The organism is Streptomyces sp. NPDC043952, assembly GCF_056435325.1.
In genome coordinates, this window is sequence record NZ_JBWKES010000065.1 from 1 (window position 1) to 13,511 (window position 13,511).

Genomic DNA, 13,511 nt, shown 5'->3' on the forward strand with positions numbered 1-13,511 from the left:
AACGGCTCGATCCGGTCCCACATCGCATCAGTGATCACTAATCGTACAGACACACCCGATCAACTGACTTACCGGCTAAAGAGACACGCGCTAGGTGTCCCAGCCGACCTCTCATGCTCGGGCGCCGTCGACGGAGGGCTCCGCGACCCGCCAGATGATCGTCACCTGTTCGTCCAGTGGTGCGGAAGGGCCCAGGACCCGCACTTCCTCGACGAGGTAGTAAATGACGAGCCGATGGCTGTCGTACGAAAGGCCATCCCAGGTATCGGGAGAAGCTGTGATCGCCTCTCGGAGAACGGCGGCATCCGATTCAAGCTCCTGGACGTCGGCCAGCACCTCCGGTTCGACGGACTCGGTCTCTCGCAGCGCATTGATCGAACGGGCGAGGAGGCTTGGTTCCTTCGCCAGTCGGCGGACGATGGCCCGCGACAGGTAGTCGTGCAGGACGTCGGCCTCGATCTCGGCGTGCTCGGTCTCCTCGTCCTCGTCCCCGTCTGAGTGCTGGGCAAAGTGATACCCGTACGGCGAGGAACCGTCGTCGGACGTCGTGAAATCTCCTTTGAGCGAGTCAAGGAGCAGACGAAGGAAATTCTCCGGACCTATGACCGACATCATCTTCACAGCGTTCTCGATCCAGCTCTCCTCCGAGAGGAACGGATCGTGGGGAACGGCGAGACGTGGGTCGATCTCGATCGCGCTGAAGGGATTGCCGATGGCCCCCAGCACGAAGTCGGGGATCTCTTCCTTGGGCACCTCGTATGCACCGTCGGCTACCTCGTACGCGTCGTCTTCCGGAGCAGCGTCGCTGGTGTGGGTTCCCACCGCTGCGGTTGAGCCCCTGCCGCCGTGCGCAGCGCTCCAGAGCGTGAACATCCGTGCTGCTTCGGCATCTGCGTCTCTGGCCGGAGTGCAGAGCCCGGCCAGGGCCATGGTGATCGCCTTGACGGTGTGCCAGCGAGGGCTCCCCCTGCCGTTCAGGACCGTCCTGACACTCTCACGACTCACGGTCGTGTCATAGGGGCCGTCCTCTATGCGCTTGCTGATGTACCGGTGGCTGGGCTCGCCGGCGTCCAGATGAAGCTTCCTGAGGGCATCGAGAAGTGCCTGTCCAGCCTGCGTGGGCGGCTCGGTAGTCGTGATGGCCGTTCTCCTCTGCCGGTTGCCAACTTCTGCCAATAAGCGGCAAGTCAGCCTATGCGTCCGTCCTGGCGCAGTGGCAAATTCTGCCAAGTTTCGCCTCGGCTCCGGCAGAGATCGGCTACGGCCCTCGGCACCCGGTGACGATCGAGAGGTGCCGCGCGTACCTGGCGCGCAACGACTGATGATGTAACGACCAATGGGGAGAGCCTGGTGCCCGACATCACCATATGGGGGCCTGCCGGAACGCTGACTGCCGCGGTCGCAGCGCTGGCCGTAGCTGCTGCTTGCCGCTGGTTCGCCTTCGTTCTGTGCCTGGTGGTCCTGGCCGCGTCAAGCGATGCTGCCCGCCGGCAAGACGTGCTCACCTACGCCTCCCTTCTCTGCCGCGGAGACGGTGCGCCACGTAGGACGCCGCGGTCCCGAAGCTCCCGGACCTGAGCAGGACGCTCTCCCGGACCGCTTCTCCGGTGTCAGAGCTCCCGCTGCCAGACGAACCCCTCCTCGAAAGAGGTCGCGGCTGGGCGCCCGTCCGGGGGACGAGTCACAGCGGATGCCAGGCCGCCCTCTGGCCATGCGCCCGCACCCGGCCGAAGACCACGTCCGCGAAGTGGATGCCGAAGCCGAGGATGTCCGGGCGCAGGAGTTCGGCGATCAGGCAGCGGCGGTGGCGTTCCGACAGGGCGGGGTCGGCATCGGAGATCGCGGACCACTCGGGGTGCCGGATCTGGAGGGAGGAGATCATGGCGTCGCCGAAGGCGAGCAGGCGGGTGCCGTGGGAGGCGATGACGAAGCCGGTGTGACCGGCGGTGTGGCCGGGCAGCGCCATGGCGTGCACGCCGGGGAAGACCTCGTCGCCGGCGAGCACCAGCCGGGTCCGGCGTTCGAGTGCCGCCACCGCTGGGTCGCGGTGGTCACCTTCGTCCCATTCGGCCTTGGGGATCACGAAGGTGGCCCGGGTGAACAGAGGCGGGTCGACAAAGGCCCAGCCGACGTGGTCGGGGTGGAGGTGGGTGAAGGCCACCGTCTCGATGTCCACGGGCGATCGCCCGAGCAGGGCGAGATTGCCGGGCAGCGAACCGCCGTGCACCGCGCCCCGGTCAGGGTGGCCGGGGTCCTCCGGTACCGCGCGCGGGCCGAACCCGGCGTCGATCAGCAGTGCCCGGGCGCCGTGCTCGACGAGCAGGCCGCCGGTGTTGGCGACGAGTCGGCGGGTGTCGTTGAGGTAGGCGCCGTACCTGCGCCAGTGGCGGTCGAGGGCCGCGAGCAGACTGCCGGCCGGCTTCAGCAGCATCGCGCCATCGGGCACATAGCTGACCTTCAACTCACCCACGCGCAAGGTATGCACGGCGGAGGGCCTGCGTAGTCGGCTGTCGTTCACGGATGGTCTCCTCGCGGGCGGTGAAGGCGCCCGGCGCGGTTCGGACACGGGGGCGGCGCGGCCGTCCTCCGAGTGGCGGCGGACGGCCGCGCCGGGTGCGCGGACGGTTCCGGCGGGGCGTGCCGTATGCCGGTCACGGGACGGCCTACGCCGTGGTCCGCTTGCGCAGTACGGCTCTGACGAGCAGGGCACCGGCGAGCGCGACGACACCGGCCGTGACCATGCCCGCGTGCAGTCCGCCCAGGATGTCGGCGCGGGACGGGGTGGCGCCCGACGCGAGGGCGTTGGTGCGGGCGGCGGCGATCGCGCTCAGGCCCGAGACACCGATCGCGGCCACGTACTGCGGCAGCTGGGACAGACCGCCGACGACGCCCTGGTCCTCCTCGGTGACGCCCGTGGTCATCACCGTGATGAAGGAGACGACGCTGTAGACGTGGCCGAGGCCCATGACGGAGGAGGTGACCAGCAGGACGACCAGGTTCACGTCCTGGGGCAGGGCGAACATCGCGACCGTGCCGACACCCTGGATGAGCAGGCCCGCAACGAGTACCTTCACCCCGCCGAACCGGCCGAGCAGCCGGGCGACGTACAGACCGCCGAGCACAGCGGCCGCGCCCTCGCCGAGGTAGCTCAGACCCGCCTGGAGAGCGGTGAAGCCCAGCACATCCTGCATGTACAGGCTCAGCAGCACGGTCGTACCGGCGCACATGCCGAAGGTGATGACACCGAACAGCCCCGACCACTTCACGGACGGCCGGTTCAGCACGGACAGCGGCACCAGCGGCTCCGGGTGCCGACGCTCGACCAGCAGGAACGCGGCCAGCATCACCAGACCGCCGACGATCGGGCCCAGTGCCGCGGGTCGGGTCCAGCCCTCGTCGCCCCCGGTGGAGATGCCGTAGACCAGGCCGAACAGGCCGAGCGTGGCCAGGATCGCGCCCGGGATGTCCATGCGGCGGGCGGCACCGGACTCGTGGATCGCCGGCAGGGCCAGCGCGCCGGCCAGCGCCAGCACGCCCATGGCGCACAACGCGACCATGGTCCAGCGCCAGCTGAAGCCGTTGGTGATCACACCGCCGCCCAGCGCGCCGAGCACGAAGCCCAGCGACATGACGGCGCCGTTGAGGCCCAGGGCGCGGGCACGCTTGGGGCCTTCCTGGAAGTAGCCGGTCATCAGGGCGATGGCGGACGGGGCGATCATCGCGGCGGCGGTGCCCTGGCCGATGCGGGTGGCGATCAGCACGCCGGGGCTGTTCGCGAGGGCGGCGCCGAGCGAGAACAGGGTGAAGACGGTGACGCCGAGGGTGAACAGCCGCTTGCGGCCGATCAGGTCGGCGATCCGGGCGAACAGGGGCAGCAGGCTCGCCGACGGAAGCAGACTGGCGGTGGCCACCCACTGCAGGGTGCCGGCCGAGGAGAAGCCGAGGGCGGAGCCGATGTCGGGCAGGGCGACGGTGACGATGGAGAAGTCCAGGCCGCACATGAAGGTGGCGCAGCACAGGGTGATCAGCACCAGCCAGTCGCGTGTCCCGAAGACGCTGCCTGCGGCGGGTTCGGGTGGTGCGGTGACCTGGTGCGTGGTGTTGGCGGGGGGCGAGGATTCGGTGACGGCCATGAGCGGTCCTTCCTGATGATCTCGCTGGCATGTCCAGCTTCGGATCGGGGGACCTGCGCAACAAGGACGATCTGTGCAACGATCGATCCGCTGGGCTCATCGTTCGAGGTCGCGAATATGAGGGGCGCGGGAGAACCGGTCATGGAACGCCAGGAGATCGAGATTTTCCTGATCCTCGCGGAAGAACTGCACTTCGGGCGGAGCGCCGAGCGCGCGGGCGTCTCGCAGAGCCGGGTCAGCCAGACCATCGCCCGGATGGAGCGCCGTATCGGTGCCAAGCTGTTCGACCGGACCAGCCGTCAGGTCGCCCTCACACCCATCGGGGAACAGCTCAGGGACGATCTCGCGCCCGCTTGGCGGGGGGTCGAGGAGGCCGTCGTCAGGGCCATGGCGGCCGGGCGGGGGATCACCGGCTCGCTGCGGATCGGATTCTCCGGCGCGTTCACGGGCCATCTGCTGCACAGCATCGCCGAGGCGTTCGGGCGCCGGTACCCGGATGTGGACGTGCAGATAAGGCAAGTGCAGATCTCGGACCCCTACGGTCCGCTGCGCGCGGGGGACATCGAGCTCCAGGTCACCGAACCTCCTCTGGCCGAACCGGATCTGACGCTGGGTCCGGTGCTGGTGTCGCAGCCGCGGGTGCTGCTGATGTCCTCCGCGCACCCGTTCGCGCGGCGTGAGTCGGTGAGTGTGGAGGACCTGGCGGAGGCGACGCTGCTGACGGTCGCCGGGAATGTGCCGACGCACTGGCTGGACCACCACTTCCCGCGGCAGACGCCGTCGGGGCGGCCCATCCCGCACGGGCAGGCCATGACGCACTGGGAGGACGCGCTCTCCCTGGTTCTCGCGGGCAAGGGCGTGAGCCCGGTGGCTGCTGCCGGCGCGCACTACTACAGCCGTCCCGGCCTGGTCTTCAAGCCGTTCACGGACGCCCCGGCCATCGACTACGCCTTCGTCTGGCCCACCGGCCACGAGACGGCCCGGCTCAGGGCCTTCGTCCAGGTGGCCGTGGAGCGAGCACGCGCGCTGGGCGGTCCTTCGCGGGCCGTGGAGAGCCTGTGGACGAACGAGGGGCCCGGCGACTACAGGGTGTTGCAGAAGGTCGGTGGTGGACAGGGTTGAGTGGTAGCTGACCTGCTGTTTTCACCCTGTCAGGGCGAGGTCGTGCATGGTGGCGACGGCCTGGACGGCGTGGTGGAGGCCGTCGCCCCTTTGGCGGCAGCCGCGGAGGATCTTCCAGTTCTTCATCCAGGCGAAGCTGTGCTCGACACGGGCCGGACGCGCCGGTGTTCGCCGCTGTCCTCCTCTTGGCCGCGCAGGAGGGGAGGTCCGGCTCGTGTACGGCGCGGGACGATCGCCCGGTGCCCAGGCATGCGCCGTCCGCGATCACCGTCGTGCCCGCGCCACAGCCGACGGACCGGGATCAGGGTGCCGTCCACGATCCACAACCGGTCGGTGCCCGGCACCGGCTGGGACGCCGGTTCCAGCGCGAGCAGGGGTCGCGGGCGCTGGATGACCCGGCAGGCGGTGGCAGATGAGCAGCCGAAGAGCGGCGCGAGCTGCCGCATGGTGAGGTTCGTGCGGTAGTTGACGGCTACCAGCAGCACCCGCCCGGCCGGCGGAAGACACCACGGTCGGCCACCACCGGGGCCGTTGCCGCCCCGCTCCCGCACCACCCGAAGCAGCTTCTCAAAGCGCCCCATCCGCAACCCGGTGAACGTCTCCACCCACACCGGCTCAGCCCTCAACAGCCCACCCATACAGGGAAAATGCCCACCATCAAGCCTTATGCAACGCCCTTTAGCCGCCGCTTGTGGTGCGCGGCCCGCAGAATGGTCCAGACAACAGACACCCCCAGGTCGCCGACCTGGGGGTGTCCCATGGACCGGATGACCAGGATCGAACTCGCGCTCTCACCTCGGCAGCTCTGCCTCGCCCTTGGAAGAGGTGCACCAGGCGCAAGCCCGGCCAGGCGTGTGTGACCGCTGTTGCATGCGCGATCAGGCGGCGCGGTCTTTGGAAACCCGACGCCCGCTCACCGCCCCAGGGTGACAACGAGAAGGGTACGGGCGGGCGTCGTGCCGACCAGTCGGCAGCGATGGGGGATGTCGCCGCGGTGGTGGGCGCTCTGGCCGACCCGGAGCCGGATCGGCTCCTGGTCGCGCAGCTCCAGGTCGACCTCTCCTTCGAGGACGTAGATGAAGTCCTCCCCGGTGTGCTCGAACCAGCCGCGCTCGCCCTGTCCAGGCGTGAAGTGCTGCTCGTACGCCTCCATGACGTCGCTCTGGCCGCCGGGGATGAGGACGCGCGCGAACTGTCCGGTGCCTTCGGTGACCCGGATGACCTGGGGATCCTCCTCGTGGGCCACGGTGTCGGAGGTGCTGGAGGGGCGCAGGAAGATGCCCGGCGGCAGACCGAGGGCTTCGGCGATCTTGTAGATGGAGGCGAGGCTCGGGGTGGTCAGGCCGCGCTCCAGCTGGCTGAGGAAGGGCTGGGACAGGCCCGAGCGGGCCGCGAGTTCGGCCATCGGGACACCGAGCCGCTTGCGGTGTCCTCGGATCACGGATCCGACGGCCAGGGCCTCGGGGGTCGGGTCGGGTCGGCGCACGGACCGACGGTAGCGCAGGGGCTGGATCAGCCGGAGGGGCGGGCCGAGGCGTCCGGATGAAGCTTCATGGTGCCGACACGCTGCGGCAATAAGCCACGCGAATTATTGACGTCGTCAATACCGCTGTCTCTGGGAGATCCGGGAGACCCATTCTGAGGAGCCGCGCCATGGCCCGTACAGCACCGTCGTCCCGTCCGGCGCGGCCCCCCGACACGGCCGCGCCACCCCGCTCGCCCGGCGGCGCGTTCGGAAAGCTCCTCCGCCCAGCCACGGCACCGCTCGCCTCGGCGGTCCTCGTACTCGCCCTGTGGTGGGTGGCCGCATGGGCCGGCGTACTCGGCGGGGGACTCCTCCCCACGCCCTGGCAGACCCTGCGCGCAGCGCACGCGATGTGGGCGGACGGCACGATGGCCGTCGATCTGCGGGCCAGCCTGGCACGCGCCGGGCAGGGCTTCGCGGCCGGGGCATCGGCCGGGGCCGCGCTCGGGTTCGTCACCGGCCACAGTCCCCGCGTCGCGGCGCTCGTCGGCCCCGTGATGTCGTTCCTGCGCCCGATCCCGGCCATCGCGCTCGTGCCGCTGATCACGGCCTGGTTCGGGATCGGCGAGCGGGCCAAGCACCTGGTCATCGCATACGCCGTGTTCCTGGCCGTATGGCTGTACGTCCACGACGGCGTCGCCCGCGTCCCCACCGACTACCTCCGCGCGGCGCGCACTCTCGGCGTACCGGCCTGCCGGAGGCTGACCGAGGTCCTGCTGCCGGCGGCCGCCCCCTCGGTCGTGGCGGCGCTCCGCTACGGCGCCTCACTCGCCTTCCTCGCTCTGGTGGCCGCCGAGCTGGGCGGCGCGCAGAGCGGTATCGCCTACCGCCTGCAGGTCGACGGCCAGTTCCTGCGCACCGACCACATGTTCGTCGGCCTGATCGAACTCGGCCTGCTCGGCCTGCTCGCTGACGTGCTGATCAGCACGGCCGGCCGTCGTCTCGTCCACTGGAGCAGCGATTCATGAGCGCCGCCGTCCGCCTCGAAGGCATCGAAGTCCGCTACGGCGACTCCCTCGTCCTCTCTGCCACCGACCTGGAGTTCGCCCCCGGCTCCTTCACCTCCGTCCTGGGCCCGACAGGATGCGGCAAGTCCACTCTGCTCAACACCATCGCCGGGTTCGTGACACCGACCTCCGGCCGGGTCCTGATGGACGGAAACCGGGTCACCGGACCCGGCCCCGACCGGTGCATGGTCTTCCAGCACTACGCCCTGCTGCCCTGGTTCACCGCTCGCGGAAACGTAGAGTTCGCCCTGAAGCGCTTCGGTCTGCCCCGAGCCGAGCGCCGTGAACGCGCCCTGGAGTCACTGCACGCGGTCGGACTCGCCGACGCCGCCGAGAAGTACCCGGCACAGTTGTCCGGCGGCATGCGGCAACGCGTCGCGATGGCAAGGGCGTTGGCGGCCGAACCCCAAGTCCTGCTGATGGACGAGCCGTTCGGCGCGCTCGACGCCATCACCCGGACGCGGATGCAGCGACTGCTGGCCCAGCTGTGGCAACGCGCCGGCACCACCGTCGTCTTCGTCACCCACGACGTCGAGGAGGCCCTCGCCCTCTCCCAGCGGGTGGTCGTCATGGCCGCGGACCCCGGACGCGTGATCGCCGACCACCGGCCGGCCGACGACCCGGCGCCGGACCGGGCCGCCGCACACCCGCTGCACGCGCGCATCGTCGCCCAGCTCGGCACCGACTTCTGAGGATCTTCATGCGCAGAACACCGCGCGGCCTGATGGCCGCCGTACTCGCCCTGACCGCCCTGCTGACCGCCTGCGGCACGCACACGAAGAGCACGACCACCCGGGTCACCATCGCCGGCAGCGACTACCTCGGCGGCGCCCCCGTCTACACCGCCACCGAGAGCAGGGACTGGGCGGCGAACAAGCTCACCCCCAGGCTCCAGTCCTTCACCACCGGCCGCGACGCCCTGAACGCCGTTCTCGGCGGTCAAGCCCAGTACGCAGTCGTCGGCGACCTGCCCGCCGTGTCCGCGATCCTCGCCAACCGGAAGATCGACGTCCTCGCCGCCCTCTCCGGCTTCACCGACTGGCGCCTGCTGACCACCACCTCGGCCCACATCGCGTCCTTCGCCGACCTCAAGGGCAAGAAGATCGGCCTGCCGGAGGGCACCAACGTCCAGTACGCGCTCAGCGGCATGCTCAGCGCGGCGGGCCTGAAGCCGGCCGACGTCACCCTGGTCAACCTCGCCCCGAACCAGGTCACCGCGTCCCTCGCCCGCAAGGACATCGACGCCGGCCTGACCTTCCCCAGCTTCTACGACGCCACCAGGACGACGCTCGGCACCAAGTACCGCGAACTCCGCTACGACGGCTACACCTGCCGAACGCTGCTGATCACCGCCCGCGGCACCAGCACCGCCACCTCGGCAGCCGTCCTGCGCACCCTGACCACCGCGACGAAGACCATGGCCGAGGACCCGGCCGCCGCACGCAAGGCCGTCGTCGCCCAGGCCAAGGGCGCCGTGCAACCGGCATTCGTCAACGGCCACTCCACCTCGTACGACTACGCCATCACCCTCGACGAACCCCTGGTGAGGCTCCTCCTCGCCGAGGGCGCCTGGGTGAAGTCGACGCAGCGGCTGCCGGCGACACCGGACCGGGCCGCCTTCCTCCAGCACATCGACCGCGCGCCGCTCACGGCCGCCGACCCCACCGCCGTAACTCTCGACTGAAGGACGTCATGACGACCGTCGACCAGAACACCCTGCGCCGCCGAGGCACCGGCCTGCGCGCGTACGACCCCGCCCGCAGCTACGGCGGCCACACCCTCTACACCCCCATCGCGGGCACGGGAGACGTGTACCTCGTGGACATCCACGGCGAGGTGGCCCACCAGTGGAGCCTGCCGCACCCGCCCGGCCGCCACGCCCGGCTCCTCCCCGACGGCACGCTGTTCTACCAGGGCAAGCAGACCGGAACGGCCCCCCTCTTCCCCATCTGGGACGTCTACCACGGCGGCATCCTCCAGCTGATCGCCCCTGACGGCTCGGTCCTCCGCGAGGCCCGCCACCCCTACCACCACCACGACGCGAGCCTGCTCGCCAACGGCAACCTGATCCTCCTCGCCGTCGAACCGGTCCCGCCCGCGCTCGCGGCCCGCATCCCCGGCGGCATCCCCGGCACGGAGGCGCCGGACGGCCGCATCTGGGGAGACGTCGTCTACGAGATGACCTGGGACGGCGAAATCCTGTGGCGGTGGGCGTCGTTCGAGCACCTGCCGATCGATGACACCCCCCTGAACCGCCACTTCGCCCGCGAACACTGGCCGATGGCCAACACGGTCAACGAACTGCGCGACGGCAGCATCATGGTCGGCTTCCGCAGTGCCTCCACGGCCGTGATCATCGACCGCGCCACGTCACAGGTCACCTGGCGGCTGGGCCCGGAGACGCTGGCCCAGCAGCACTACCCCCACGAACTGGACTCGGGCACGATCCTGATCTTCGACAACGGCTCCTACCGCGACGAGACCTCCGTCCCCTACTCCCGCGTGATCGAGGTCGACCGCTCGACCCGGAAGATCGTCTGGTCGTACGAGGACAACCCGCCCCAGAACTTCTACAGCCCCTACATGTCCAGCGCCCAACGCCTCCCGAACGGCAACACCTTCATCGCCGAGGGCTCCTTCGGCCGCCTCTTCGAGGTCACCTCCGACGGCGACGTCGTCTGGGAATACGTCGTCCCGCACTTCGGCGCCTTCGGCACCGGCGTGGGTCTGGAATCCTCCCGAGGCGCCCAGAACGCGGTCTTCCGCGCCTACCGCTACGGACCGGACCACACCGCCTGGCTCCAGCCTCACCTCGGCCGATGACACCACTCGGCAACAAAGAACCCCCAGGCCGCCGACCTGGGGGTTTCTCATGGAGCGGGTGACGAGAATCGAACTCGCGCTCTCAGCTTGGGAAGCGACGGCGCTCGGGGAGCCGGGTAGCTCCTGACCTGCGCAAACGTCCTCTGGTGTGGAGCCCGTAAGGGCAGGATCGCACCGCTCTTGACCGTGGTTTACCCGTCTTATGGGCACGCTATGGGCACGGCGTCGCGGGATGGCTGAGTGTCGTGTCTACGTCACTTTCCCTATGCCCGGTACTCGTCGACACGTAGGCCGACCGAGGGGACGCGTCGCGACTGCACATGGATGCCCATCAGTTGCCCCTGGTTCGGAGGATCACAAAAAGCTCGCTTTGCTGTGCAGCCTTCGATCTCCATGACGGGCAGCCCGCTTAGCTCGCTCACCATCAACTCGGCGTCCTCGGCTCCGCGCCGCTGGCAGCGGCTACGTCGCGCTGCACGTGCTGCTCTCGCAGTTGCGTGATCCGACATCAGTGGTCGAGGAAGGCTTTGACAGCAGGCGGCAAGTGGCGGCGAGCGCGAGGCGTTGCAGGAGGGATGTTGCCCGCTATGCGGGGCTGTACGAGCTGCATTAAAACGGCGGATCCATCCTCAGGGGTACTGCTAGCGTCACGTTCATCACATGGGCATCTCAATGCCCCACCAGTACCAGACACCCAGGACGACCGTGAAAATCAAGCGCGTTCGCATCGAGAACTTCTGTTGTCTGCACAAGGTGGACGTGTCCTTCGAAGACATCACCTCCTTCATCGGGCCGACCGGCGTCGGCAAGTCCACCGTGCTGCGCGCGCTCGATTGGTTCTTCAACGGCGAACGAGGAGTCTCGCTCAGCGACGATGACGTGCACTCCGGGTCCGTTGACGGCCGTATCACCGTGGAGGTGGAGTTCGACGGGCTCACCGACCACGACCGGCAGGTGCTTGGCCGGTACGCGCCTGAGGGCGCACGGAGTGTGAGCATCTGGCGGACGTGGCAGAACGGCGAGGACAAGATCACCGGCAAGGCGCTGGCGTACGGGCCGTTCGAGGACGTACGCAAGAACGAGAAGGCCATGGATCTGCGCCGCGCCTACGACAGGCTGCGGGAGAGCGACCCCAGCCTGGGTCTGCCAGCCGCCGGAAGCAAGGACAAGGCCCTGGACGCCATGCTGACCTGGGAGTTGGCCAACCGGGACCGCCTCACCGAGGCCGAGGTCGAGGATACCCATTTCTTCGGCTTCGCCGGGCAGAGTCGGCTCGCCCAGCTGATCGATTTCGTATTCGTCTCCGCTGACTTGCGGGCGTACGAGGAGGCGGACGACCAGAAGACGACTGCGGTCGGCCGCATCCTTGACCACGCCGTGGACCGCTCGCAGGCGAACGAGCAGCTCGGCGAGATCGAGGAGAACGCCCATCTGGCACGCCAGGAGCTGCACACCAAGGTCTACGGTCCGGTGCTCGACGAGGTGTCGGCCGCGCTGTCCGCCGAGGTCGCCAAGTTCACTACCGGGCGTGAGGTGGTCGTGACCCCAACGGTGCACGTGCCAAAGCCGGCCCGGACCACCTTCCAGGTGAGCATCCGTGACGGTGCCGCCCAGACCTCGGTCTACCGACAGGGCCACGGCTTCCAGCGCGCGCTGATCATTGCGGCACTGAAGTACCTGGCTGACCGCAGGAGTTCGGCCGGTGGCGTGCGGACGCTGTGTCTGGCCATCGAGGAGCCAGAGCTCTTCCAGCACCCGCCGCAGGCACGGACGTTCGCGAAGGTGCTGCGCGAGCTGGTCGCGACCTCGCCGCGGGGACGTACCCAGATCATGTACGCGACCCACAACCCCGTCTTCATCGACCCGAAGGGCTATCACCAGATCCGCCGGCTCAGCCGCGACGCCGGCGCCGAGCACCCGGTCACCGAGGTGTGGCAGGCCACGGAAGAGGACCTGTGCCGGGTCCTCGACGAGCTGGTCGACAAGCAGGTGATCCGGAGCCGGACCGAGGGCACGCTCAGCGGTGCGCTGGCCGAGGGCTTCTTCGCCCATGCCGTGGTGCTGGTCGAAGGCGGTGATGACGAGGGTGTGATCACCGGTTGCGCGGAGCGGTCGGGGATCAACCTGGGAGCGGAGGGCGTTAGCGTCATCCAGGTCTCGGGCAAGGACAACCTCATGCTGTCCGATGCGCTGTTCAGCGCTCTGGGAGTGCCCTGCCACGTCGTATTCGACGGTGACGCAGGCATGGAGGAGCGCAAGCGGGAGTCGGTGAGCCACCGCGACCCACACGAGCGCGAGAAAGCGGAGCGGAAGATCGAGGAGCAGGCCCGGCACAACCGGACCAAGAACGCGAACCTTCTCCAGTACCTGGGCGCGATGCCCAACCCTCAGCCCGCCGACGACTCGACCGGCCGCTACACCGTCTTCGGGGACACCCTGGAGACATACCTCGGTCAGTATTGGCCTTCTTGGGAGGAGCGCAGGAAGGAGCTGGTGCGCACCGGCCAGGGCTTCGACGGGAAGAACTCGGCGACGTACCTGGAGACCACCCGGACCGTCATGACGGAGCCTCCGTTCCTGCTGCACGCGCTGCTGGAGAACGTCCGCTCGCTGGCCGCGCGACGGTAGTCGGTGCGGCGCCTCTTCGGAATGCACAACAAACAAACCCCCAGGCCACTGACCTGGGGGTTTCTTTGCCGCAGCGGTTGACGAGTATCGAACTCGCGCTCTCGGTTGGGAAGCGATGGCGCAGTTTGAGTCGGATAGCTGCTGACCTGGGCATACGTGCTGGAGGCGAGCGTCCGCCCTCTTAGAACTCCTAACGCAATGACTTCAGGCGTCGCCAGCAGATGAGTGCGCATCCCAGGGTGAGGAAGGCTTCGTGGATGTCGTCGCGTACCT

At 68.8% G+C, this 13,511-nt stretch carries 10 protein-coding genes and 1 pseudogene; 6 read left to right on the top strand and 5 right to left on the bottom strand.

All coding sequences use genetic code 11. The annotated features are described in order from the left end of the window. Positions 1-111 precede the first annotated feature (111 nt). From AC069R_RS33815 to AC069R_RS33825, 3 genes are all read right to left on the bottom strand, one after another. Positions 112-1,176, bottom strand: coding sequence for a hypothetical protein (locus AC069R_RS33815; protein WP_478770521.1), 1,065 nt, complete (start codon positions 1,174-1,176; stop codon positions 112-114). Between the two features lie 505 nt (positions 1,177-1,681). After that, positions 1,682-2,470, bottom strand: coding sequence for an MBL fold metallo-hydrolase (locus AC069R_RS33820; protein WP_478770522.1), 789 nt, complete (start codon positions 2,468-2,470; stop codon positions 1,682-1,684). 193 nt (positions 2,471-2,663) lie between these two features. Then, positions 2,664-4,133: an MFS transporter gene (locus AC069R_RS33825; RefSeq protein WP_478770523.1), complete on the bottom strand. Its 1,470-nt coding sequence runs from the start codon at positions 4,131-4,133 to the stop codon at positions 2,664-2,666. Positions 4,134-4,274: 141 nt separating this feature from the next. On the opposite strand from AC069R_RS33825, the gene AC069R_RS33830 reads away from it, so the two are divergent. Then, the gene (locus AC069R_RS33830) at positions 4,275-5,255 is read left to right on the top strand and encodes a LysR family transcriptional regulator (protein ID WP_478770524.1); all 981 of its coding nucleotides are present in this window, start codon (positions 4,275-4,277) and stop codon (positions 5,253-5,255) included. A gap of 21 nt (positions 5,256-5,276) precedes the next feature. On the opposite strand, the pseudogene AC069R_RS33835 reads toward AC069R_RS33830, so the two are convergent. Beyond that, positions 5,277-5,893: pseudogene (locus tag AC069R_RS33835) on the bottom strand (helix-turn-helix domain-containing protein). Positions 5,894-6,168: 275 nt separating this feature from the next. Further along, entirely contained in the window at positions 6,169-6,741 is a 573-nt protein-coding gene (locus AC069R_RS33840) for a helix-turn-helix domain-containing protein (protein ID WP_468236223.1), read from the bottom strand. A gap of 167 nt (positions 6,742-6,908) precedes the next feature. Here AC069R_RS33840 and AC069R_RS33845 point away from each other — a divergent pair, with 167 nt between their 5' ends. From AC069R_RS33845 to AC069R_RS33865, 5 genes are all read left to right on the top strand, one after another. Further along, entirely contained in the window at positions 6,909-7,748 is an 840-nt protein-coding gene (locus AC069R_RS33845; protein WP_478770525.1) for an ABC transporter permease, read from the top strand. Then, complete coding sequence (locus AC069R_RS33850) at positions 7,745-8,479, top strand: ABC transporter ATP-binding protein (protein ID WP_478770526.1); 735 nt, start codon at positions 7,745-7,747, stop codon at positions 8,477-8,479. Before AC069R_RS33845 ends, AC069R_RS33850 begins: the two co-directional genes overlap by 4 nt. 8 nt (positions 8,480-8,487) lie before the next feature. Continuing rightward, positions 8,488-9,471, top strand: a complete 984-nt coding sequence (locus tag AC069R_RS33855; RefSeq protein WP_478770527.1) for an ABC transporter substrate-binding protein — start codon at positions 8,488-8,490, stop codon at positions 9,469-9,471. An 8-nt stretch (positions 9,472-9,479) separates the two neighbouring features. Further along, positions 9,480-10,610, top strand: coding sequence for an aryl-sulfate sulfotransferase (locus AC069R_RS33860; RefSeq protein WP_478770528.1), 1,131 nt, complete (start codon positions 9,480-9,482; stop codon positions 10,608-10,610). A 660-nt stretch (positions 10,611-11,270) separates the two neighbouring features. Then, a complete protein-coding gene (locus AC069R_RS33865) occupies positions 11,271-13,238 on the top strand; it encodes an ATP-dependent nuclease (RefSeq protein WP_478770529.1) in 1,968 nt (655 codons plus the stop codon). Positions 13,239-13,511 lie beyond the last annotated feature (273 nt).